The organism is Streptomyces sp. NPDC048002, from assembly GCF_040653275.1.
GTDB lineage: Bacteria > Actinomycetota > Actinomycetes > Streptomycetales > Streptomycetaceae > Streptomyces.
This window is the reverse complement of record NZ_JBEZNL010000009.1, coordinates 62,866-86,562: the sequence shown is the minus strand read 5'-3', so window position 1 is coordinate 86,562 and position 23,697 is coordinate 62,866. Positions and strand designations below refer to the sequence as shown.

18 protein-coding genes are annotated in these 23,697 nt (G+C 72.4%); 8 read left to right on the top strand and 10 right to left on the bottom strand.

Annotated elements, in window-relative coordinates; all coding sequences use genetic code 11:
• The first annotated feature begins 70 nt into the window (after nt 1-70).
• Nucleotides 71-2,647, top strand: a complete 2,577-nt coding sequence (gene pepN / locus AB0E07_RS14690) for an aminopeptidase N (protein ID WP_362250488.1) — start codon at nt 71-73, stop codon at nt 2,645-2,647.
• Between the two features lie 206 nt (nt 2,648-2,853).
• Nucleotides 2,854-3,891, top strand: a complete 1,038-nt coding sequence (locus tag AB0E07_RS14685; protein WP_362250485.1) for a hypothetical protein — start codon at nt 2,854-2,856, stop codon at nt 3,889-3,891.
• A gap of 183 nt (nt 3,892-4,074) precedes the next feature.
• On the opposite strand, the gene AB0E07_RS14680 is transcribed toward AB0E07_RS14685, so the two are convergent.
• The 4 genes from AB0E07_RS14680 to AB0E07_RS14665 form a co-directional block, all read right to left on the bottom strand.
• A complete protein-coding gene (locus AB0E07_RS14680; protein ID WP_362250482.1) occupies nt 4,075-5,238 on the bottom strand; it encodes a serine hydrolase domain-containing protein in 1,164 nt (387 codons plus the stop codon).
• A gap of 107 nt (nt 5,239-5,345) precedes the next feature.
• Entirely contained in the window at nt 5,346-7,127 is a 1,782-nt protein-coding gene (locus tag AB0E07_RS14675) for a TIGR03767 family metallophosphoesterase (protein ID WP_362250479.1), read from the bottom strand.
• 257 nt (nt 7,128-7,384) lie between these two features.
• Nucleotides 7,385-8,263: a pyridoxamine 5'-phosphate oxidase family protein gene (locus AB0E07_RS14670; RefSeq protein WP_362250476.1), complete on the bottom strand. Its 879-nt coding sequence runs from the start codon at nt 8,261-8,263 to the stop codon at nt 7,385-7,387.
• 2 nt (nt 8,264-8,265) lie between these two features.
• A complete protein-coding gene (locus AB0E07_RS14665; RefSeq protein WP_362250473.1) occupies nt 8,266-8,709 on the bottom strand; it encodes a VOC family protein in 444 nt (147 codons plus the stop codon).
• A 127-nt stretch (nt 8,710-8,836) separates the two neighbouring features.
• Here AB0E07_RS14665 and AB0E07_RS14660 point away from each other — a divergent pair, with 127 nt between their 5' ends.
• Nucleotides 8,837-9,379, top strand: a complete 543-nt coding sequence (locus AB0E07_RS14660; protein ID WP_362250470.1) for a CGNR zinc finger domain-containing protein — start codon at nt 8,837-8,839, stop codon at nt 9,377-9,379.
• Nucleotides 9,380-9,544: 165 nt separating this feature from the next.
• Nucleotides 9,545-12,835, top strand: coding sequence for a S8 family serine peptidase (locus AB0E07_RS14655; RefSeq protein WP_362250467.1), 3,291 nt, complete (start codon nt 9,545-9,547; stop codon nt 12,833-12,835).
• 236 nt (nt 12,836-13,071) lie between these two features.
• Here the strand turns inward: AB0E07_RS14655 and AB0E07_RS14650 are convergent, their stop codons facing one another.
• Together AB0E07_RS14650 and AB0E07_RS14645 are read right to left on the bottom strand one after the other, a co-directional pair.
• The gene (locus AB0E07_RS14650) at nt 13,072-13,827 is read right to left on the bottom strand and encodes a hypothetical protein (RefSeq protein WP_362250464.1); all 756 of its coding nucleotides are present in this window, start codon (nt 13,825-13,827) and stop codon (nt 13,072-13,074) included.
• A 1-nt stretch (nt 13,828) separates the two neighbouring features.
• Nucleotides 13,829-14,368, bottom strand: coding sequence for a sigma-70 family RNA polymerase sigma factor (locus tag AB0E07_RS14645; RefSeq protein WP_362250461.1), 540 nt, complete (start codon nt 14,366-14,368; stop codon nt 13,829-13,831).
• A 450-nt stretch (nt 14,369-14,818) separates the two neighbouring features.
• On the opposite strand from AB0E07_RS14645, the gene AB0E07_RS14640 reads away from it, so the two are divergent.
• Nucleotides 14,819-15,835, top strand: coding sequence for an aspartate-semialdehyde dehydrogenase (locus AB0E07_RS14640; protein WP_362250458.1), 1,017 nt, complete (start codon nt 14,819-14,821; stop codon nt 15,833-15,835).
• Here AB0E07_RS14640 and AB0E07_RS14635 read toward each other — a convergent pair.
• Entirely contained in the window at nt 15,832-16,302 is a 471-nt protein-coding gene (locus AB0E07_RS14635) for a DUF1203 domain-containing protein (RefSeq protein ID WP_362250455.1), read from the bottom strand. The genes AB0E07_RS14640 and AB0E07_RS14635 overlap by 4 nt on opposite strands.
• Before the next feature lie 113 nt (nt 16,303-16,415).
• Between AB0E07_RS14635 and pepN (AB0E07_RS14630) the strand changes: the two genes are divergently transcribed.
• Nucleotides 16,416-18,989 (top strand): aminopeptidase N, encoded by a 2,574-nt coding sequence (pepN, locus tag AB0E07_RS14630; RefSeq protein ID WP_362250452.1) that lies wholly within the window; start codon nt 16,416-16,418, stop codon nt 18,987-18,989.
• A 193-nt stretch (nt 18,990-19,182) separates the two neighbouring features.
• Here pepN (AB0E07_RS14630) and AB0E07_RS14625 read toward each other — a convergent pair whose 3' ends face one another.
• On the bottom strand, nt 19,183-20,160 hold the full coding sequence (locus tag AB0E07_RS14625) for an EamA family transporter (protein ID WP_362250449.1): 978 nt from the start codon (nt 20,158-20,160) through the stop codon (nt 19,183-19,185).
• Between the two features lie 105 nt (nt 20,161-20,265).
• On the opposite strand from AB0E07_RS14625, the gene AB0E07_RS14620 reads away from it, so the two are divergent.
• Nucleotides 20,266-20,784, top strand: coding sequence for a MarR family transcriptional regulator (locus tag AB0E07_RS14620; RefSeq protein ID WP_362250446.1), 519 nt, complete (start codon nt 20,266-20,268; stop codon nt 20,782-20,784).
• Between the two features lie 19 nt (nt 20,785-20,803).
• Here AB0E07_RS14620 and AB0E07_RS14615 read toward each other — a convergent pair whose 3' ends face one another.
• Nucleotides 20,804-22,336 (bottom strand): FAD-dependent monooxygenase, encoded by a 1,533-nt coding sequence (locus AB0E07_RS14615; RefSeq protein WP_362250443.1) that lies wholly within the window; start codon nt 22,334-22,336, stop codon nt 20,804-20,806.
• A 130-nt stretch (nt 22,337-22,466) separates the two neighbouring features.
• Here AB0E07_RS14615 and AB0E07_RS14610 point away from each other — a divergent pair, with 130 nt between their 5' ends.
• Complete coding sequence (locus AB0E07_RS14610; protein WP_362250440.1) at nt 22,467-23,066, top strand: TetR family transcriptional regulator; 600 nt, start codon at nt 22,467-22,469, stop codon at nt 23,064-23,066.
• A gap of 318 nt (nt 23,067-23,384) precedes the next feature.
• Here AB0E07_RS14610 and AB0E07_RS14605 read toward each other — a convergent pair whose 3' ends face one another.
• The gene (locus AB0E07_RS14605; protein ID WP_362250437.1) at nt 23,385-23,657 is read right to left on the bottom strand and encodes a hypothetical protein; all 273 of its coding nucleotides are present in this window, start codon (nt 23,655-23,657) and stop codon (nt 23,385-23,387) included.
• Nucleotides 23,658-23,697 lie beyond the last annotated feature (40 nt).

Here is a 23,697-nt window from a genome sequence, read left to right as displayed (position 1 = left end):
GCCGCCGATTCACCGGCCGTGGGAGGATCAGCCCGTCCGCATACTGAACACCCTGTGAGGAGCGTCACCCGTGCCCGGTGAGAACCTGTCCCGCGACGAGGCCCGGGAGCGGGCCGCTCTGCTCTCCGTCGACGGGTACGACGTGTCCCTCGACCTGCGCTCCGCCGTCGGCGAGGGGCCCGCGGACGGGCCGCGCACCTTCCGCTCGGTCACCACGATCCGCTTCCGCTGCGCCGAGCCGGGCGCCACGACCTTCGTCGACCTGATCGCCCCGGCCGTGACCGCGGTCTCCCTCAACGGCCGCGACCTCGACCCCGGCGCGGTCTTCGACGGCTCGCGGATCGCTCTGGAGGACCTCGCCGCCGACAACGAGCTGGTGGTCGACGCGCGGTGCGCGTACTCCCGGACCGGCGAGGGCATGCACCGCTTCGTCGACCCCGAGGACGGCGAGGTGTACCTGTACACCCAGTACGAGCCGGCCGACTCGCGTCGCGTCCACGCCTGCTTCGAACAGCCGGACCTCAAGGCGCCGTTCCGCTTCGAGGTGCGCGCCCCCGAGGGCTGGACGGTGTGGAGCAACGGCGAGGGCCGGCTCGCGGACGGGGTGTGGCGGTTCGCGGAGACCAAGCCGATCTCGACGTACATCACCTGCGTGGTGGCGGGCCCGTACCACTACGTCACGGACTCCTACACGCGGACCTTCGACGACGGCACGACGCTGGAGATCCCGCTCGGCGCCATGTGCCGCAAGGGGCTCGCGCCGCACTTCGACGCCGACGACGTGTTCCTGGTGACCAAGCAGGGCCTGGACTTCTTCCACGACCACTTCGACTACCCGTATCCGTTCGGCAAGTACGACCAGGCGTTCGTGCCCGAGTACAACCTCGGCGCGATGGAGAACCCGGGCCTGGTGACCTTCCGCGAGGAGTACATCTTCCGCGGCAAGGTGACCCAGGCGTCCTACGAGGCGCGGGCCAACGTCATCCTGCACGAGATGGCGCACATGTGGTTCGGCGACCTGGTCACCATGGAGTGGTGGGACGACCTGTGGCTGAAGGAGTCCTTCGCGGACTTCATGGGGTCCTTCGCGACCGTCGGCGCGACCCGCTTCGCCGACGGCTGGATCACCTTCGCCAACCGCCGCAAGGCGTGGGCCTACCGCGCCGACCAGCTGCCCTCCACGCACCCGGTCACCGCCGACATCCGCGACCTCCAGGACGCCAAGCTCAACTTCGACGGCATCACCTACGCCAAGGGCGCCTCCGTCCTGAAGCAACTGGTCGCGTACGTCGGCCAGGACGCCTTCCTGGAGGGCGCCCGGCGCTACTTCAAGCGCCACGCCTACGGCAACACCCGCCTCGGCGACCTGCTCTCCGTGCTCGGCGAGACCAGCGGCCGGGACATGGCGGCCTGGGCCCGGTCCTGGCTTCAGACCGCCGGCGTCAACTCCCTCACCCCGCAGGTGCTGCTGGCCCCGGACGGCACGATCGAGGAGCTGGCGGTGGTGCAGGAGGCCGCCGAGTCGCACCCCGAACTGCGGCCGCACCGGATCGCGGTGGGCCTGTACCGCCGGACCGGCGACACCCTGCGGCGCTACGCGCGGGCGGAGGTGGACATCGACGGTCCGCGCTCGGTCGTGACGGAGCTGGCCGGGGTCGGGGCGCCGGACCTGGTGCTGGTCAACGACGACGACCTGACGTACTGCAAGACCCGGTTCGACGAGACCTCGCTGGCCGCGCTGCGCGAGGGCCTCGGCGACATCACCGATCCGCTCGCGCGGGCGCTGTGCTGGTCGGCGCTGTGGAACATGACCCGTGACGCGCTGCTGCCCGCCCGGGACTTCATCGACCTGGTCCTGCGGTTCGCCGGGCGGGAGTCCGACATCGGCGTGCTCCAGATGGTGCAGGTCTGGGCGGAGTCGGCGGCCGTGCACTACACCGCGCCCGGCCGGCGGGAGCTGACCGACCGGCAGCTCGCCGAGGGCGCGGCACGCGAGCTGTACGCGGCCGGACCGGGCAGCGAGCACCAGCTGGCGTGGGCCCGGTTCTTCGCCCGGGTGGCCGACGCGCCGGCCGACTTCGAGCTGCTGGGCGCGCTGCTGGACGGCACGGAGACCCTGGAGGGCCTGGCCGTCGACCAGGAGCTGCGCTGGGTGTTCCTGGACGCGCTCGCCGCGCGTGACGTGGTCGGCGAGAAGGAGCTGGCCGCCGAACTCGCCCGCGACGACACCGCGTCCGGCAAGCGCCACCAGGTGCGCTGCCTGGCCGCCCGTCCGCAGGCCGCGGTCAAGGCGCAGGCCTGGGCGCAGGTGGTGGAGTCGGAGGAGCTGTCCAACGCGCTGGTGGAGGCGACCATCGCGGGCTTCGACCGGCCCTCGCAGCGGGAGCTGACGGCGCCGTACGCGCAGAAGTACTTCGCGGCGATCGAGCGGCTGTGGGAGGAGCGGTCCATCCAGATCGGCATGGTCGTGGTGCAGGGCCTGTTCCCCTCCCTCCAGGAGTCCCGGGAGACCCTGGACGCGACGGACACCTGGCTCGCCGCCCACGAGGGCGCCGCCCCGGCACTGCGCCGGCTGGTCCTGGAGGCCCGGGACGATCTGGCGCGGGCCCTGCGGGGGCAGGAGTGCGACGCGGCGGCCGACGCATGAGCCTTGGCCAACGCTTCGTCCGTCCGTGACCGTTACGGAATTCGGGCAAGAGCAGCCGTAACCCCTGGTCCCACCCGAACGGACCAGGGGTTTTCCGTGCCTACTCGGCATCCGAACACCCGTCCTTTAGGGCGAGCTTGTCCGGAATGGTCGACGGGCGTGTAACAGGGGTTCAAGGGCGGTCCGGGGCCGGGAAGGTCCGGGTCATGAACCACAACACCCCGATCTCCCCCCGCCCCCTCCACCAGCTCGCCGACGTCCGGCGCCGGGTCCTGACGGCCGCGCAACTGCGGGCGCACGGAGTCTCGGCCGCCGAGACGGCCGCGCAGTGCCGGGCGGGCGGGCCCTGGCAGCAGATCCTCCCGGGTGTCCACCTGCTCCACCCCGGCCCGCCGACCGGCGAGGAGCGGCTGACCGCGGTACTGCTGTACGCGGGCCGGGAGCGCGCGGCCGGGGTGCCGCCGCAGCCCGCCGCCGCGGACCCGCACCGGCCCGCCCACGCCGAGGCGATGATCACCGGTCTGGCGGCGCTGACCCTGCACGGCTTCTCGTCGACCCCGCCGCTCACCGCGCTGGACACCCTCGACGTCCTGGTCCCCCGGCTGCGCCGGCTCCGCTCGACGGGCTGCGCGCGCATCGTCCGCACGGGCTCGCTGCCCGAGCCGGAGCAGGTCACGGGGCTGCCCGTCGCCCCGGTGGCGCGGGCCCTCGCCGACGCGGTCGCCGGGCTCTCGGACGCGGGCGCGGTACGCCGGCTGCTCACCGAGGCGGTACGCGGCGGCCACTGCGAACCGGCCTCGGTGGTGCGCGAGTTGAACCAGGCCAAGCTGCTGGGGCGGCCGCACGTGGTGGACGCGGTGGACTCGCTGCTGGCCGAGGGACGCGCCATCGCGGAGGACCGCCTGTACGCGATGGTCCGCGAGTACGGGCTGCCCGCCCCGGTGTGGAACGTCGACCTGCGTCTGCCGGGCGGACCGCACCTCGGCGGCCTCGACGCGTACTGGCCCGAGCACGCGGTCGCCGTCGAACTGGACACCAGGGCGCCCCGCCAGGACGACGACTCCGAGTGGACGGAGTACGCGCGCAAGCGCGAGCACCTGGAGCGGCTCGGCATCACGGTCGTGCACATCACGCCGAGGAAGCTGCGGGAGTCGCTGGACCAGCAGGCGGCGGTGGTCCGCACCGCCCTGATGGCCTCGGCCGACCGGGACCCGGCCGCGTATGTCGTGGTGCTGCCCCGGTAGGAGGGGGATCGGGGAAGCACCCGTGGGAAGCGGAGGGGCCGCCTGGCGGAGGGGACCGGGCGGCCCCTCCGCCCGTGTCACACGGGAACGGCCACCTCCCGACGACTACCTCCCGACGGCTGCCTCTCTACGACCGCCTCCCGACGGCTGCCTCCCTACGACCGCCTCCCGACGGCTGCCTCCCTACGGCCGCCTGCCGCAGAACTCCGCCTCCACGATCGCCTCGCTGTCGCCGGACCAGTCGCCGTTGAAGTTGAGGGACAGGGTGTGGCGGCCGTCCGCCGTGGTGACCGCCTCCGAGACCGAGCCGTGGATGCCGCCGCCGTGACCCCAGACCTTGGTGCCGCAGCTCAGCTCGCGTTCGATCAGACCGAGGCCGTAGCCGGCGTTCGGGATGCCCTCGACCTTCACGGTGGTCTTCATCTCCTTGAGCTGCTCGGCGGGGAGCAGCCTGCCCTTGAGCAGGGCGGAGTAGAAGCGGTTGAGGTCGGACGAGTCGGAGATCATCTCGCCGGCCGCGTGGGCCAGGGTGGGGCTGATCCGGGTGACGTCGTAGGTCGGGCCGGTGGTGGTGAGGGCGAGCTTGGAGTAGGCGCGGCTGCTCGGACCGGGGACGGAGACGCGGGTCCCGGGGACCGAGGTGGCGCGCAGGCCGAGCGGTTCGAGGACGCGGTCGCGGATCTCGTCGCCGTACGCGTGCCCGGTGACCTTCTCGATCACCAGGCCGGCCAGGACGTAGTTGGTGTTGGAGTACGACCAGGACGTGCCCGGCGCGAAGGCCGGTTCGTGGGTCATGGCGAGGGTGACGAGTTCGCGCGGGTCCTTGGTGTCGTAGCGGTGCTCGAAGAAGTTCTCCGCGGCCATGTACGTCGTCACGAAGGTGTCGTCGTCGGTGTAGTTGTAGACGCCGCTGGTGTGGTTGAGAAGCTGGCGGACGGTGATCCGGCGGCCGTCGTGGCCGTTGCCGCGGACCAGGCCGGGCAGCCAGGTGTCGACGGTGTCGTCCAGGGACAGCCGTCCCTCGGCCTCCAGTTGGAGCAGGACGGTGGCGACGAACGTCTTGGTGATGGAGCCGACGCGGTAGCGGTCGTCCGCGGAGCGGGGCGCGCCCGTGCGGAGGTCGCCCACGCCTGCGGTCGCCGTCCAGGTGCGGCCGCCCTGCCGCGCGGTGGCCGTCACCCCGGGCACGCCGTCCTTCACCGCCGCCCGTACGGCCTCCCGGGTGGCACCGTGTCCGCCGCCGTCGCCGCGGGCGGGTGCCGCCGCGGCGGCGGGGCCCGCCAGGGCGGCCGAGAGCAGTACCGCCGTCGCCGCCACCAGCGTCGCCCTCGTTCGAGTGGTCCTCATGTCTTCCCCCTTCGTCCGCCGAAGCGTCCGTGCTTCGGGCCGGTCGGGAAGGCAGACTCGCCGAGGTTTCACGAAGGTTGAGCGCTTGTGGACCGGTTGGGCCAGTTTCAGCCCTTCTTGAGGACCAGTTCGGTGTTCCGGTCGGCGCGGGCGCCGGCGAGGTCCGTCCGGGCGCCGGGGGCGTTGTAGGACAGTTCGCGGTACAGGGCGGCGAGGCCGGTCTGGGAGAGGTCGGTGAAGTCCGTGCGGTGCGGGGCCGCGGCCTCCACGCAGGTGGTGAACACCGAGAGCGTGCCGTCCTTGTTGTCGACGAGTTCGACGACGCGGGCGAGCTGGGGGTAGTCGACGTGCGAGGCGGTGGAGATCTCCCAGAAGGAGCGGCCGTCCGGCGCCGAGTGGGGGGTGATGGCGTTGCGGTGGATGTGGCCGTTGATCCAGGCCAGGACGTTGCGGTGGCTCGCGAGGAGGGCGATGACCTCCTGGCCGTTGTGGCGCCGCTCGTTCGGCCGGGCCGGGTCGCGGCGGGTGTTGTCCATCGTCTCGCTGGTGTGGTGGCTGAAGACGACGGCGTAGGAGTCCGGGTTGTCCCGCAGCGTCGCGTCCAGCCAGCGCAGCTGGGCGCTGCCGATGGAGCCCTCGTAGTGGCCGCCGGCGTCGGTGGTGTCGAGGCTGATGCCGATGACGTCGTCGGCGATGCGGAAGCTGTAGTACTGGGTTCCCGCGTCGAGGTTCGCCGAGGAGTAGCCGTGACCGACCGGGCCGACACCCTGGTACGCCGGGTCGAGGTGGGCCTTGATGTACTCGGTCGGCGTGTACGGGGCGCGCCGTTCGTCGGCGGTGACCGGGCGCAGGTCGCGGGCGTGGGCCTTGAGCAGCTCACGGAGCTGCGCGCCCTCGGGGTCCTGGGCCTTCTTCAGGGCCTGCCGGAGCTTCTTGGCCTCGGTCGCGTCCAGGCTCATCAGCTTCCTGCCGCCGACGGCGAAGTCGGTGAGGTAGGTGTCGCCGTGACTGGCGTAGCAGCCCAGCGGCATCGCGTCGTGGTTGCCGACGGTGGAGTACCAGGGGATGTCCAGGCCGGGGCTGCGCAGCTCCCGGGTCGCCGCGGCGAGGAAGCCCTCCAGGTGGGGGAAGCCGCGCTGCTTGTCGGCGTCCCGGACGGCGGAGTCGGGCTGCCAGTACTGCTTCAGACCGCTGTTGAGGACACCCTCGTAGTGCCGCGGGTCACCGGAGTTCGGGGTGATGCGGCCCCCGCTCATCACGGTGAGGAACCAGTCCAGCTCGGTACGGGCGTTGTTGTCGGTGTTGTCGCCGGTGGTGACGGCGAACTGGAGCGGGGCGCCGGTGACGGGGCCGCCGCGCAGCGCGTTGACCCGCTCGACCAGGGAGACGGCACCGTGCACGGTGAGCGCCTCGTGCGGCCGCCAGGCGTGCACGTCGGTGGAGCGCAGGAACTCCAGGCGCATCGGGTGCTGGGCGTCGATGATGTGCAGGTCGGTGAGCTGCACGAACGCGGCGAGCGTCGTACGGCGGTCCGCGCGGCCGGCCTTGGGCGCCGCCAGTTCGCCGCGCACGATGCGGCCCCAGCCCGGTCCGTTGGCGAGCCGGCGGTAGCCGGAGGTGCCGCGCGGGGCGGCGGTGGACGCGAGGGTGGTGCCGCGGCTGTAGGGGGCGAGCGGCCGGAAGGGGGCACGGCCGGAGGAGGCGACCGGGGCCTCCTGCGCGGCGGCCGTCGCCGGGGTGCCGGCGGGGGCGGGGGTGGCGGCCTGGCTGTCGGTGGGGCGCAGGGCGTAGCCGACACCGGCGGAGAGGGACACCGCTCCGGCGGCGGCGAGGACGGAACGGCGGTGGACGCCCAGCGCGGAGCTGGCGACAGAGCGTATGCGCGACATGGCGCGGTCTCCCCGAGTGCGTGACGCGTCGGCAGTGGTCGCGGGCGTCGCTGTCGCGAACGACCCGCTCGCTCTGGATCGTTGGCACCGGGGATGACCTGCGCGTGAACGAGGCGGCAACGCGCAGCGCCGATCACCGTACGTGGATCTTGGCCACCCTGGGCGCCTCTGAGCGCTCCTCGGGCGGCCGGTGGACGGCTACTCCGTGTTCATCTTCGCGGGTATCGGAGGCTGCTCAGAGGTGTTTCGGAGGCTGCTCAGGGCTGCTCCGGATTCGCGGGCGAGTACTCCGGAGGGGACCAGCGCAGGGGGACGGCCGCCGGGATCTCCAGCACCTCGAAAAGGGTGAAACGGACGCGGCGTTCGGGTGTGTACTCGGTCCGGGCCTCGCCGGTGAGATGGAGGGCGGTGCCGGACGTCCAGTCGAGGACGAGCAGCCCGGCGCGCGGGTCGGCGGCGAGGTTGCCGAGGCTGAGGAACATGGAGTTGCCCGGGTAGTCGCGCCAGCTCAGCTCGTGCGGCGAATCGACCCGCAGGAAGCCGGGGTTGCCGCCGCGATGGCTGGCGTCGGCTCCGCCCTCGTGGACGCTGGCCAGGAAGAAGGTGTCGGCGGCGGTGACGAACCGGGCCTGTTCCCCGGTGAGTTCGGTGCCCCGGACGGGCTCGCCCGGAGTGCGGCCGGGCGGTGTCTCGTAGCCCTCCCTGCGCTGGAGGTACTTGGGGCAGTTGGCGAAGACCCGGTCCGCCTCGATCACGAACCCCCGGGGAGTGGGCCTGATCCGTCCGCCCAGCCGCATGCGGCGCCGGGTGCGCGGGTCGAGGGCGATGACGCCGGCCGGGGTGCCGTCGGTGGCGAGGGCCGCCGCGAGAGGGGCGGCCGGGGAACCCCCTCCCGCGACGGAGACCTGCCGGGTTCCGGTGGCCCGGACGAACCCGGGCTCACCGGACAGGGCGGCGGCCCACACCCGGCCGGTCGCCGGGTCGGCGGCGCCGACCACCAGCAGGGGCTGGAGCTCCAGGAACGCGGCGGCCACCGGCTTGATGCCCGCCCCGACGGAACGGCCGACATGGTCGGCGAGGTCGCGTACGCCGAGCCGTTCCTGCACGGCGAGCGAGCCCGCGTGGTAGACGCCCATGACTAGAAGAACCCGCAGGTCGGGGCCGACTCATGGGGAGCCGGCGCGCCCTCGGCGCCGTCGGGCACCGAGATCTCCAGGCGGGTGCCGTCCGGGTCGTGGAAGAAGATGCCGCCGGACCCGGCGCCCTCGGCGTGGGCGACGACCCCTTCGTACGCGAACTCGGCGCCGTACGCGCGCAGCGCCGTCTCGTAGGCGCGGACCCGCTCGACGGAGTCGGCCCGGAAGGCGAGGTGGTGCAGGCCGGCGCGGTCCGGGCCGTACGGTTCGCCGGCCTGCTGCCAGAGGGTGAGGACGAGCTGCTCACCGTCGCCGAGGAACACGTACCGCCGGTCCTCCTCCTTGCCCTCGGCCAGCGGTGAGAAGCCGAGGACGTCCCGGTAGAAGGCGAGCGAGCGGTCCAGGTCGGTGACGTTCAGGCCGATGTGGCCGGTGCTCAGGGGCATGTCTGGCTCCAAGGTCGGCAGGTCCGCACGTTTGATTTTCTAACCTCTGTCATCGAGATTAGAGGTTAGAAAGGGGTGCGTCAACCGGTCACGTACTCTTGACCGGTTAGCACGAAGGGAGCCCCGCATGTCCGCCGTCCCCGACCCCCGTCCGCTCACCGGTGAGCCGCTCTCGCTGGACCTGCTGAACACGCGGTGGATGCGCGACGGGACCCTTCAGGACCTGCTGGCCGACACCGGCGGCCTCGCCGTCTGGCTCGCCTCCAACGGCCTGGACGGCACCTGCGCCGCCGACGCGGCCACCCTGCGCCACCTGCTGACGGCCCGCGACGCGCTGCGGGCGGCGGTCGACGGACCGCCCGGGGAGGCGGCGCCCCGGGTCGACGCGGTCCTCGCTCACGGCCGGATCCGCGCCACGCTCACCGCCGAGGGACCCGGCGAGGTGCCCGAGTTCCCCTCCCCCGCCTGGGCTCCGGCCTGGCTCGCCGCCCGCGACTACCTGCGGCTGCTGTCCACCGCGCCGGACCGGATCCGGGCCTGCGCCCACGAGTCCTGCGTCCTGCACTTCTTCGACACCTCGCGCAACGGCACCCGGCGCTGGTGCTCGATGGCCGCGTGCGGCAACCGGGCCAAGGCGTCCCGTCATTACGCGCGCTCGAAGGAGGATTGACGGCCTCCGGGTGACTTGCCCCGTTCGCGGCGATCGCCCCGGAAGGGGATAGCGGGTTTTCCCCATCCCTCGATTTCGTTTGGGTCAACTCTCCCCAAACATCTGATCCTTGCGTAAGGCTGAGCGATCGTTCCACGCTCGTTCCTTTACCTACAAGGGATGCCGATGACCCACACCCCCCAGCGCGATCCGATAACGGGTGCCAGACGGGCGGCCCGGATAGCCGTGGCCGCGGGGCTCGTGGCCGCGCTCTCCGCCGCGGGGCCGATACCCATGGCCTTCGCCGCGGACACCCCGGCCGCGGCCGACCCCGCCGTCAAGTCCGCGCACGAAAAGCTCGGTTCGGACGACGCGGACCTGCTGGCCGCCGCCAAGGCGGCCGGCGACAAGAACGTCACGATGATGATCGCCACCGCTCCCGGCGGCACCGAGCAGGTCGCCGAGCAGCTGGACGCGGTCAAGGGCGGCTCGGTGGGCCGTACCTACGACAAGCTCGGCTACGTCCGCGCCACCGTGCCGACCGGCAAGGCGGACGCGGCGATCGCGGCCGCGGCGAAGCTGTCCTCCGTGCACGGCATCGACCTGCGCGAGGAGATCCCGCTCGACGACCCGGCCGTCTCCACCAGGAAGTCGGCGTCGACCGCGGCCGCCTACCCGGCCCCGAGCAAGCGGACCCCGGCCGAGAACCCGTACAACCCCTCCTTCGAGACCGGTGCCGTCGACTTCGTCGAGGACCACCCGAAGGCGGACGGCCGCGGCATCACCATCGGTGTCCTGGACTCCGGCGTGGACCTCTCGCACCCCGCCCTCCAGAAGACCACCACCGGTGAGCGCAAGATCGTCGACTGGGTCACCGCGACCGACCCGATCGTCGACGGCGACGCCACCTGGCGTGCGATGACGACCAACGTCTCCGGGCCGAGCTTCACCTACTCCGGCCGCACCTGGACGGCACCCGCCGGGTCGTACCAGGTCAACCTGTTCCGCGAGTCCGTCACCGCGGGCGGCGACGCCAAGGGCGACGCGAACCGGGACGGCGACACCACCGACGTCTGGGGCGTGCTGTACGACGCCACCGCGGGCACGGTCCGGGTCGACCTGAACAACAACTCCGACTTCAGTGACGACACCCCGATGAAGCCGTACAAGGACGGCTTCCAGATCGGCTGGTTCGGCACCGACAACCCGGACACCGACGTCGCCGAGCGGCAGCCGTTCGTCGTGGAGATCCGCAAGGACGTCCCGATGGACCCCTACGGCGGTGACTGGGTCGGCCAGAAGCGCGACTTCGTCAACATCGGCGTCATCGAGTCCGAGCACGGCACCCACGTGGCCGGCATCACCGCCGCCAACGGCCTGTTCGGCGGAGAGATGAACGGCGCGGCGCCCGGCGCCAAGGTCGTCTCCTCCCGCGCCTGCACCTGGACCGGCGGCTGCACCAACGTCGCGCTGACCGAGGGCATGATCGACCTCGTCGTCAACCGTGGCGTGGACATCGTCAACATGTCCATCGGCGGTCTGCCGGCGCTGAACGACGGCAACAACGCGCGCGCCGAGCTGTACACCCGCCTGATCGACACCTACGGCGTCCAGCTGGTGATCTCCGCGGGCAACTCCGGCCCCGGCGCCAACACCATCGGCGACCCCTCCCTGGCCGAGAAGGTCATCTCGGTCGGCGCCTCCGTCTCCCGGGAGACCTGGGCCGCCAACTACGGGTCCAAGGTGAAGAAGCGGTACGCCATGATGCCGTTCTCCTCCCGCGGCCCGCGCGAGGACGGCGGCTTCACCCCGACGCTCGTGGCGCCGGGTGCCGCGATCAACACCATCCAGACCTGGCTGCCGGGCGCCCCGGTCGCCGAGGCGGGCTACACCCTGCCGGCCGGGTACGGCATGCTCCAGGGCACCTCGATGGCCTCCCCGCAGGCCGCCGGCGCCTCCGCGCTGCTGCTGAGCGCCGCCAAGCGCAAGGGCATCGAGCTGACCCCGGCGACCCTGCGCACCGCCCTCACCTCGACCGCCGACCACATCAGCGGCGTCCAGGCGTACGAGGAGGGTGCCGGCCTGATCAACGTCCCGGACGCCTGGGACTCGATCAAGGACGGTGCCACCGCCCACACCTACTCGGTGAAGGCGCCGGTCGACACCGCGATCGACCAGTTCCTGAAGACCCCCGGCTTCGGCACCGGTCTGTACGACCGTGAGGGCGGTCTCAAGGCCGGCCAGAAGAAGACGTACGAGATCACCCTGACCCGTACGTCCGGCGCCGACCGCGCCATCCGGCACGAGCTGTACTTCGAGAACAACGCGGGCGGTACCTTCCGCATCCTCGGCGACGACGTGGTGAAGCTGCCGCTGAACCAGCCGGTCACCGTCAAGGTGCAGGCCGCGCCGAAGTCCGCCGGGCTGAAGAGCGCGATCCTGGAGGTCGACGACCCGCGCACCGAGGGCATCGACAAGCAGGTCATGTCGACGGTCGTGGTCTCCGCGCCGCTGAAGTACACCTACTCGGCGTCCGGCACGGTGCAGCGCAACAGCACCCAGCACTACTTCGTGACCGTGCCCGAGGGCGCCAAGTCGCTGGAGGTCGCGATCGGCGGGCTCAAGGCCACGAGCCAGACCCGCTTCATCGCCATCCACCCCTACGGCGTCCCGGTCGACACCACGTCCACGCCGAACTGCTACAACAACTACCTCGACGGCAACGGCTGCCGCCCGGACCTGCGTTCGTACGCGGACCCGCAGCCCGGCGTCTGGGAGATCGAGGTCGAGTCGCGCCGTACGTCGCCGCTGCTCGACAACCCCTACAAGCTGGACGTCACCGTCCTCGGCGCGGCCTTCGACCCGGAGACCGTGACCGTGGCGGAGGCCGAGGTGGGCACCCCGGTCGAGGCGTCCTGGACGGTGACGAACAAGTTCGCCGCCCTCGACGGCAAGCTGGCCGGCGGCCCGCTCGGCTCGTCCAAGTCGGACCGGCCGACCATCGCCGACCACGAGACGCAGACCGCCACGGTCGAGGTGCCCGCGGGCGCCGCGTCCCTGGACGTCTCCATCGGCAACGTCTCCGACACCGCCGCCGACCTCGACCTGACCGTCTACGACCAGGACGGCAACCAGGTCGGCCAGTCCGCCGACGGTGACTCGGAGGAGTCGGTCTCCATCGCGACGCCGGCCGCCGGCACCTACACGATCGAGATCGTGGGCTACTCGGTGCCGGCCGGCTCCACCGCCTACGACTACCTCGACGTGTTCTTCTCCGCCGCGCTTGGCTCGGTGAGCGTCGACGACTCGGCGTCGGTGAAGCTCGGCACGGGCGACTCCGCCACGGTCTCGGCGAGCGTCACCGCCGCGGCCGCCGCGCCGGAGGGCCGGGAGTTCTTCGGCCAGGTGCAGCTGCTGAACGCGCGCGGCACCGTCGCGGGCGCGGGCAGCGTCAAGATCGAGAAGGTCACGCCGTAACCACACCCGGCTGACCGGGGCGGGCGTCCGTCGGGGCGCCCGCCCCTTTCTCATGTCCGGGGCCGATCACGGGTCCGGCGCGGGCAGGAGGCCGGTCCCGTGGCGGGTCCGGCGGCCTCGCGGGCCATGCGCCGCGGCCGATCCGGCGCGGTCGCGGATCCTGCCGTCACGGGTCCGGTGCCATGACGGGCCGGGCACCGTGGCGGGTCCCGCGGCCTCTCCTGTCCGGGACCGTCTCAGTCGCAGCCCCGGGAGCGGGCCTCGGGGAGGGTGCGGGTGATCCACTCCCGTTCCAGGGCGATCTCCCGGTCGCCCACGACCCACAGGTCGGGCGCCTCCGCCCCGCGTGGGACGCCGAACAGGACGTGGTCGCCCGCCCGCAGACCGGGCACCGTGTTCTCGTCGACGAGGTAGGTGAGCCGGTCCCGCTTCGCGGCCGTCCGCCCACCGGCCTGCTGGAGGACCCGGGTCAGCTCCAGCGTCACCCGCGCCCCGGCACCCGCGGCCGGTGCGGCGGCGGTGACCTCCGCCTCGGCGACCAGGGCGGCACAGGCGAGATAGTGCGGGTTCGCGAAGGCGGGAGCGGCTTCCTGGGAGGCGGGCGTGCCGCCGGACTTGGCGCTGTCGGCGGCCGAGGACGCCGCGTCGCCGCTCGCGCCCGTGCCGGACACGGAGACCAGCCAGCCCAGGCCCGCCACCACGCTCGCGGCCGCCGCCACCGCCAGGGAGCCGAGCGTCACACGGAACATCCGGCGCCGGACCGGACGGACCGGACGCGGTGAGCGGGGCGCCGGGGCGGGGCGCTCGGCCGGGACCGGATCACCCTCCTCGGCCAGCACCCGTCCGATGACGCCCAGTTGCTCGCGCAGCAGCTCGATGTCGGCGGCGGCCGAACGGTGTTCGGCGAGGAACGCGGCGTCCGCCCCCTCGGGCAGGGGTTCGTCGGTGATCGCGGCCATCAGTGCGTCGACGCCACGGTTCTCGGCGGTCACGTCACACCACCTCGTCCTCGTGCAGGCGGGAGCGCAGGGCCCGGACCGCCGTGTGCAGCCTGCTCTTGACCGTGCCCTCGGGGATCGCGAGCTGCTCGGCGATGTCCCGCACCGGCAGGTCGGCGAAGAAGCGCAGGACCACCACCTGGCGCTGCGCGTCGGGCAGTTCGTCCAGCCCCTGGGCGACGGCGAGGGAGAGCAGGCTGGTGTCCTCTCCGGAGGGGTGCTCCGACTGGCGCAGGGCGGCCAGGCGTTCACCGATCCGCTCCTGGCGGCGCTTGGCCCGGTGCCAGTCCATGGCGAGGTTGGAGGCGACGACCGCCGCCCACGCCGAGACGTCCCGCGGCGCCTCCCGGCCGCTCGCGGCGCGCTCCAACAGTCGCAGACGGACCTGCTGCACCCCGTCCGGCAGGTCCGTCTGCGGCACCCCGCCGAGTGCGAGCACCGCTCGCACCCTGCGCTCCTGAGTCGCGTCCAGCGGGTCGTCCGGCGCCTTCGGCGCTCCGTCCCCCTGGCCGCGACGGGTCATTCCGCGCAGCACAGCCACCCCTCCCCAGCCGCGTTTCCCCTAAGACGCCGGCGGGGGCCGAAACGTTCGGCCCGAATTCCGGAGTCCTCCGCGCGATCTCTCCGGGCGACGTGACCGCGCACTCCCCGGTCCGCCCGGGGCGCCGCGCGGGGAGTCGTACGTCACATCGGACCGCCGGTGGAGGTGCCGTACGTCTCACTCGGAGGCCTCCAGCACCTCCACCCACTGGACGAAAACCCGTTCCCCGCGCTCAAAGTCACCGCAACTTCCGGCCCGTACCGCGTCTCGGCGGGAATCGTGCACGTCAGGGCCATCGGCGGGTGGGTGATCGACCAGCGGGGCCGACAGGAGTGACTGTCCGCCCTTTGGGCAAACGATTGGACACATCCGCCCGGGTCCCGCGCATGATGGAAGGGTCCCGGGCGTCTGGGCACACAGAGCACGTCATACCAAGGAGTCGCCGTGAAGGTAGGAATCGTCGGAGCAACCGGCCAGGTCGGCACGGTCATGCGCAGGATCCTCACCGAGCGGAACTTCCCGGTCACGGAGCTGCGCCTGTTCGCCTCGGCCCGCTCGGCGGGGACGGTCCTGGACGGCGTGACGGTGGAGGACGCCTCGACGGCCGACTACACCGGCCTGGACATCGTGCTGTTCTCCGCGGGCGGCGCGACCTCCAAGGCGCTGGCCGAGAAGGTCGCCGCGCAGGGCGCCGTGGTGATCGACAACTCCTCGGCCTGGCGCAAGGACCCCCAGGTGCCGCTGGTGGTGTCCGAGGTGAACCCGCACGCCATCGCGGACCGGCCCAAGGGCATCATCGCCAACCCGAACTGCACCACGATGGCCGCGATGCCGGTGCTGCGTCCGCTGCACGAGGAGGCGGGCCTGGAGGCGCTGGTCGTCGCCACCTACCAGGCGGTCTCCGGCTCGGGCCTCGCGGGCGTGGCCGAACTGCACGGCCAGGCGCAGAAGGTCGTCGCGGACGCGGACAAGCTGACCCACGACGGCGAGGCGATCGACTTCCCCGAGCCGCAGGTCTACAAGCGCCCCATCGCCTTCAACGTGCTGCCCCTCGCGGGCAACCTCGTCGACGACGGTCTGAACGAGACCGACGAGGAGCAGAAGCTGCGCAACGAGTCCCGCAAGATCCTGGAGATCCCGGAGCTGAAGGTGTCCGGCACCTGCGTCCGGGTCCCGGTCTTCTCCGGTCACTCCCTCCAGGTCAACGCCCGCTTCGCCCGCCCGATCAGCGCCGAGCGCGCCACCGAGCTGCTGGCCGGCGCCCCCGGTGTGGTCCTCTCCGACATCCCGACCCCGCTCCAGGCGGCCGGCCAGGACGCCTCGTTCGTGGGCCGGATCCGTGCCGACGAGACGGTGGAGCACGGCCTGGCCCTGTTCGTCTCCAACGACAACCTCCGCAAGGGCGCCGCGCTGAACGCGGTGCAGATCGCGGAGCTGGTGGCGGCGGAGCTGAAGGGCTAGTCCCGCCGCACCTCGTAGAGGAAACAGCCGTACTCGACGGCCCGGACGTGGACCAGCGCCACGGCCGGGTCGTCGAAGGCGTTGTGGAAGACCTCGTCGTCGAGCGACCGGACGAGTTCCCCGCCGAGGATGCGTCCGTCGGCGGAGTACCGGCGGACCGTGCGGTGGGTGCGGGCGAAGGGGTAGCCCGCACCGGCCGGGCCGGCGCACTCCTCGGCGTGGACGAAGACCGGGCCCTGCTCGTCGTAGGCGCCCGGGTCGGCTCCGGTCGCGGCCGCCCAGCGGCGCAGCGGCGCGTAGCTGACCAGCGCGATCCGCTCGCCGGGGGCGCTGCGGCGCAGACAGCAGCGCAGGGGTGCGCCGCCCTCGTGGTCGGTGCGGGGCACGGTGGCCCGCCCGGCGTCGTCGGTGACGCGCAGCTCTTTCAGGACCTGCGGCTCGATGGGGCGTGCGGTGTGGGTCGTCATGCTCCCCAGGCTCCCGCCCGCGCGCCGCACTGACCGGCGGTAAACGGACATCGCCTTCCGTGCGGGTCGCATGGAAGGATGACCGAACCCACACATAACGAGGAGATGACCGCGTGCCTGGCACAAACCTGACTCGCGAAGAGGCGCAGCAGCGGGCGAAGCTGCTCACCGTTGACTCGTACGAGATCGATCTCGACCTCTCCGGCGCGCAGGAGGGCGGCACCTACCGGTCCGCGACCACGGTGCGCTTCGACGTTTCCGAGGGCGGAGCCGAGTCCTTCATCGACCTGGTGGCGCCCGTCGTGCACGAGGTGACCCTCAACGGCGACGCGCTCGACCCGGCCGAGGTCTTCAAGGACTCCCGGATCGCGCTCGCGGGCCTGCTGGAGGGCCCCAACGTCCTCCGGGTCGTCGCGGACTGCGCGTACACCAACACCGGTGAGGGTCTGCACCGGTTCGTCGACCCCGTCGACGACCAGGCCTACCTCTACACCCAGTTCGAGGTGCCGGACGCCCGTCGGGTCTTCGCCTCCTTCGAACAGCCGGACCTCAAGGCCACGTTCCGCTTCACCGTGAAGGCGCCGACCGGCTGGACCGTCGTCTCCAACTCGCCCACGCCGGAGCCCAAGGACGACGTCTGGGCCTTCGAGCCGACGCCGCGGATCTCGACGTACATCACGGCGCTGATCGTCGGCCCGTACCACTCGGTGCACAGCGTGTACGAGAAGGACGGCCAGACCGTCCCGCTCGGCATCTACTGCCGTCCCTCGCTCGCCGAGTACCTCGACTCCGACGCGATCTTCGAGGTCACCCGGCAGGGCTTCGACTGGTTCCAGGAGAAGTTCGACTACGACTACCCGTTCGGGAAGTACGACCAGCTCTTCGTGCCGGAGTTCAACGCGGGCGCGATGGAGAACGCGGGCGCGGTGACCATCCGCGACCAGTACGTCTTCCGCTCCAAGGTGACGGACGCGGCCTACGAGATGCGGGCCGAGACGATCCTGCACGAGCTGGCCCACATGTGGTTCGGCGACCTGGTCACCATGGAGTGGTGGAACGACCTGTGGCTGAACGAGTCGTTCGCCACCTACACCTCCATCGCCTGCCAGGCGTACGCGCCCGGCTCGCGCTGGCCGCACGCCTGGACGACGTTCGCCAACTCCATGAAGACGTGGGCCTACCGGCAGGACCAGCTGCCCTCCACGCACCCGATCATGGCCGAGATCCGGGACCTGGACGACGTCCTGGTCAACTTCGACGGCATCACCTACGCCAAGGGCGCCTCGGTCCTGAAGCAGCTGGTCGCCTACGTCGGCATGGACGAGTTCTTCCGGGGCGTGCAGGCGTACTTCAAGGCGCACGCGTTCGGCAACACGCGGCTGAGCGATCTGCTCGGGGCGCTGGAGGAGACCAGCGGGCGTGATCTGAAGGCCTGGTCGAAGGCGTGGCTGGAGACGGCCGGCATCAACGTCCTGCGCCCGGAGATCGAGACGGACGCGGAGGGTCTCATCACCTCCTTCGCGATCCGCCAGGAGGCCCCGGCGCTGCCCGCGGGCGCCCAGGGCGAGCCGACGCTGCGTCCGCACCGCATCGCGGTCGGCCTGTACGAACTCGACGAGGCCACCGGCAAGCTGGTGCGCGAGGAGCGTCTGGAGCTGGACGTCGACGGCGCGCTGACGGCGGTGCCGCAGCTGGCCGGCCGGCGCCGTCCGGCGGTCGTCCTGCTCAACGACGACGACCTGTCGTACGCCAAGGTCCGCCTGGACGAGGAGTCGCTGGCGTTCGTCACCGAGCACCTGGGCGACTTCGAGTCCTCCCTGCCGCGCGCCCTGTGCTGGGCGTCCGCGTGGGACATGACCCGGGACGCGGAGCTGGCCACCCGGGACTACCTCTCGCTGGTGCTGTCCGGCATCGGCAAGGAGTCGGACATCGGTGTCGTGCAGTCGCTGCACCGCCAGGTGAAGCTGGCGATCGAGCTGTACGCCGACCCGGCGGCCCGTGAGGCGCTGCTGACCCGCTGGACCGACGCGACGCTGGCGCATCTGCGTACCGCTCCGGCGGGCGGCGACCACCAGCTGGCGTGGGCGCGGGCGTTCGCGGCGACGGCCCGGACGCCGGAGCAGCTGGACCTGCTGGAGGCCCTGCTGGACGGCTCGCAGTCGATCGAGGGGCTGGCCGTCGACACCGAGCTGCGCTGGGCGTTCGTCCAGCGGCTCGCCGCGGTGGGCCGCTACGACGAGACGGAGATCGCGGGCGAGTACGAGCGGGACCGGACCGCCGCGGGCGAGCGCCACGCGGCGACGGCCCGCGCGGCCCGTCCGACCCCGGAGGCGAAGGCGGAGGCCTGGACCCAGGTGGTGGAGTCCGACAAGCTCCCGAACGCGGTCCAGGAGGCGGTGATCGCGGGCTTCGTGCAGACGGACCAGCGTGAGCTGCTGGCGGAGTACACGGACAAGTACTTCGAGGTCCTGAAGTCGGTCTGGGACACCCGCTCGCACGAGATCGCCCAGCAGATCGCGGTCGGTCTGTACCCGACGGTGCAAGTCTCCGAGGAGACCCTCGCCAAGACGGACGCCTGGCTGACCGCCGCCGCGCCGAACGCGGCCCTGCGCCGCCTCGTCTCGGAGTCGCGGTCGGGCGTGGAGCGCGCCCTGAAGGCCCAGGCGGCGGACGCGGCGGCCGGATAGCGGGTAGGGCCGGACAACGGCCGGTACGGCTGGATACGGCTGGATACGGCCGGTACGGGCCGGTGTACGGCTGGTACGGGCCGTTACGGGGAAGGGGCGCCGGTCCTGGGCAGTTGCCAGGGGCCGGCGCCCCTTCGCCTTGCAGGCGGGGTTGCCAAGGGTCGGCGCCCCTTGGCTCTACGGGCGCCGTGTCCTAGCGTCGGGCGGCGCCGGCACTCGGCACCGGGGCGTGAGCCGGGTCCGCCGGGGCGTCGGCGGTGGTGGTGCGCCGGGACTTCTCGCGGGTCGGGCGGAGGAGCCGTACCGTGACCGCGCCGGCGCCCACCAGCTGCCCGGCGACCGTCGCGCCGAGTGCGAGCGCCATGCCCGTCAGCTGCACCGGGGTCAGCGACTCCCCGAGGGCCGCCCACCCGACGAGGGCCGCGGTGAGCGGGGAGAGCGGGATCAGGAAGGTGACCTGGGTGGCGGTGAGGCGGCCGATGCCGCGGAACCAGAGCCAGTACGCGACCGCCGTGCCGGCGAGGGCCAGGTAGAGGTACCCGGCGGCCGCGCGGGCGTCCAGGGCGGGCGGCGCGCCCTCGACCAGCAGGGCGGCCGGCGCGATGAGCAGACCGCCGACCGTGAGCTGCCAGCCGGCCAGCGCGGTCGGTCCGGCGCCCTCGGGACGTCCCCACCGCTTGGCCAGCACCGTGCCGGTGGACATCGACGCGGTCGAGGCGAGGGCCGCGAGGAGGCCGGGCCCGTCCAGCGCGCCGACCGCCTTGAGCACCACCAGACTCACCCCGGCCACCGCGACCGCCCCGGTGACCAGGGCCCGCGCGGTCGGCCGGGTGCCGAGCAGCAGCGCCGAGAGGCCGACGACGAGGAGCGGCCCGACGGAGCCGACGACCGCGGCCGGACCGCCGGGCAGCCGGTACGCGGCCAGGAAGAGCAGCGGGAAGAAGGCACCGATGTTGAGGGCGCCGAGCACCGCGGACTTCCACCACCAGGACCCGCGCGGCAGTACCCGGGCGACGGCGAGCAGCAGCAGACCGGCGGGCAGCGCGCGCATCAGCCCGGTGAACAGCGGGCGGTCCGGCGGGAGGAACTCGGTGGTGACGTAGTAGGTGGTGCCCCACGAGACGGGCGCCAGGGCGGTGACGGCGGTGAGCGCGGGACGGCTGGTGGCCATGGGACACACCCCTCAATAAGGTCGATGGCAAGTAGCTTAACGCTAAGCAACTTTCCGTCAAGCCACTTTCTTGCGGGCGACCCTTCCGGACCGGATACTCGGCACATGAACGCACGCCCTGACCGGCGCCCCGACGCCGTCGACGCGATCATCGACCAGTGGGCGGCCGTGCGGCCCGACCTCGACACCGCGGCGATGGAGGTCTTCGGGCGGATCACCCGCCTCGCCCGCGCCATGGGCGACCGCATGGAGAAGGGCTACGCCCGCCACGGGATCTCCCGGGGCGAGTTCGACGTGCTGGCGACCCTGCGCCGTTCCGGCACCCCGTACACGCTCTCGCCGCGTCAGCTCTCGGCGACGCTGATGCTCACCACCGGCGGGATGACCGGGCGGCTGGACAAGCTGGAGCGGGCGGGGCTGCTGCGCCGCTCCCCCGACCCGCACGACCGCCGGGGGCTCCAGGTGACGCTGACCGAGCAGGGGCTGAACCTGGTCGACCATGCGGTCGGCACCGGACTCGCCCTCCAGACGGAGGCGCTCTCCGCCCTGAACGCCGAACAGGCCGGCCAGCTGGCCGACCTGTTGCGGGAACTGCTGGAGGGGACCGGGGAGTCCGCCCGCTAGCGGGCGGCCCGGAGACGGTTCAGGGGGCCAGGCAGACGCGCTCCCCCACGTGCGCGGCCACCGCCGCCTCGACCTCCGCCCGGGAGGGCGCGTCCGCCGCCCAGGCCACGTACCCGTCGGGGCGCACCAGCACCGTCAGGGAGCCGTCCCGTCCGCGGCCCGCGCGGCGCTCCACCGCCAGGACGTCCTCCAGGCCCGTCTTGTCCGCGCACTCCTCCGGGGTGACCAGCACGAACCGGCCGCCGCGCAGCGCCTCGTAGAGACGGCCGCCCGCCAGGTCCTCGTCGGCCGCCCGGGAGCCGGTGAGGGCGTGGGCGCCCTCGGGGGCGCCGTAGTCGACGCCGATGCCGGTGATCTGGAGGGCCACCTTGCGGCGCAGCGGGCTGAGGGCGTTGAGGCCGGCCGTCAGCGTGGCCCGCATCCCCAGCTCCCAGGAGTGCTTGGCCATGGCGAGCCGGACGATGGCACCGGAGCTGCGCATGGCCTGGGTGCCGACGGGGTGCCGCTCCTCCTGGTAGGTGTCGAGCAGCGCGTCCTTCGCCCGGCCCTGGACCACCGCCGCGAGCTTCCAGCTGAGGTTCGCCGCGTCCTGAAGCCCGAGGTTCATGCCCTGGCCGCCGGCCGGGGTGTGGACGTGGGCGGCGTCGCCGGCCAGGAAGACCCGGCCCACGCGGTAGGCGGGCGCCTGGCGTTCGTCGCTGTGGAAGCGGGACAGCCAGCGGGCGTCGTGCATCCCGAAGTCGTGACCGGCGGCGCGCCGGACGGTCTCCCGGACCTCCTCCAGGTGCAGCGGCTCGCTCTCGGGGGTGTCCCGGCGGCGGTCCCAGGCCACGACCCGGTGGTAGCCGTCGCCGAAGTCCGCGAAGAAGACGAACGCGTCGCCGTTGGCGTGCACGGAGAGCATCTCGTTGGGCGGTTCGGCCAGTTGGACGTCGGCGAGCAGGACGGAACGGATCACGGAGCGGCCCGGGAAGGGCAGACCCACCGCGCCGCGCACGGTGCTGCGCATCCCGTCGGTGCCGACGACGTACGCGGCCCGCAGCGTCTCGGCGGCGCCGGCGGGGCCGCGCGTCTCCAGCGTGACGCCCTCCTCGTCCTGGCTGAGCCCGGTCACCTCGGTCTCGTACCGGAAGCGCACCCCGGCCGCGACCGCGCGCCGCTCCAGGATCCGCTCCATCTCGTACTGCGGCAGGACGAGCAGGTGCTTGAAGCGGGAGGGGAGGGTGTCGAACTCGACGGTGAGCCGGGTGAACAGGCGCATCCGGTCCAGCCGCCGGCCGAGCGACTCGGCCTCCTCGGAGAGCGCGCGGGCGTCGAGGAGTTCGAGGGTCCGGGCGTGGACGACGATCGCGCGGGAGAGGTTGCTGATCTTGTGCGGGCGCTTCTCGACTAGGGTGACCGGCACGCCGGCGGCGGCGAGGTCGCCGGCCAGCAGCAGACCGGTGGGACCGCAGCCCACGACGATCACGGAGCGAGTCGTGTCCTCGGCGCCCGGGCGGGGGGTGGGGTTCGGGTCGGTGCCGATACCGAGGCCGGTGCCGATGCCATTCATGGTTGCCTCCTAGAGCCAACGCCTCCGGTTCGCCAACACCTGTTGGCCAACACTCGTTGACGAGACTATTGCCCCGCCCATCGGGAGTCAACACTTGTTGGCCCACGCTCGTTGGCCTACGCTTGTTGGCATGACTGGAAATGAACGCAGTACCGCGGCCGATTCCGGGAACGGGGGTCGCCGCCGCTCCGACGCCACCCGCACGGCGATCCTCGCCGCGGCCCGCGAACGCTTCGCCGCCGACGGCTACGAACGGGCCACCATCAGGGCCATCGCCAAGGACGCCGCCATCGACCCGTCGATGGTGATGCGCTACTACGGCAACAAGGAGGGGCTCTTCGCTGCGGCCGTCTCGGTCGACCTGAAACTGCCGGACCTGGACCGCCTGCCGCGCGCGGAGGTCGGCGAGGCGATGGTCCTGCACTTCCTGCACCTGTGGGAGGAGAACGAGGTGCTCACCGCCCTGCTCCGGGTCGGCGTCACCAACCAGGCCGGGGCCGAGCGGATGCAGCACATCTTCGGGGAGCAACTGCTGCCGCTCGCCCGGCAGGTGTGCCCCGACCCCGAGCAGAGTCCGACGCGGGCGGGGCTCATCGCGACGCAGCTGCTGGGGCTGGCGCTCACCCGGTACGTGCTGCGGCTGCCGCCGGCCGTCGCGCTGCGCCCGGAGGAGGTGGTGGCATGGCTGGCGCCGACGGTTCAGCGGTACCTGACGGCCCCGAACCCGTGACCGCGCCGGAGGGCCCGGCGGCGGGCGAGGGCCCGGCGGCGGGCGGGGACTCGGCGGGCGAAAGCGACTCGGCTGCCGACGAGGATCCGCTGGGCGGCGAGGATCCGGCGGGAGGTGAGGATCCGGTCGGAGGTGAGGGCGGCGCGGACGGGGATGGCGGCGCGGACGACGAGGAAGCCGCGGACGACGAGGAGGCCGGGCCGGCCGTCGACGGTGCGGAACCGACGCCGGAGACACGGAAGGCGCCGCCCCCGGCCCCGTACGGCGGTCTGCGCGTACAGGTGTGGGGGGCGGCGCCCTCGAAGAGTTCGGGTGGGGTCAGACCTTCGCGGGGGCCTTCGCCTTCGGCTTGGTCCTGACCAGGTGCTCCGGGTTCGAGCGGTCCAGCACCATGACCAGGGCGGTGATCGCCACGAACAGGACGATCGGGGCCACGACGAACAGCCCCAGCGTCTCGATGACGCTCAGGCCGGTGCCGGGGTCGTCACCGTCGTCGCGGGTCAGCGCGAGCGCGGGGGACGACATGAGCAGCATCATCAGCGTCGTACCGGCAGCCAGGGCGCCGGCGCGCAGGGCGTTCTTCTTGTCCACGGTGCCAAAGTATCGAACCCCGGTCGGGGCCGCGCGCCCG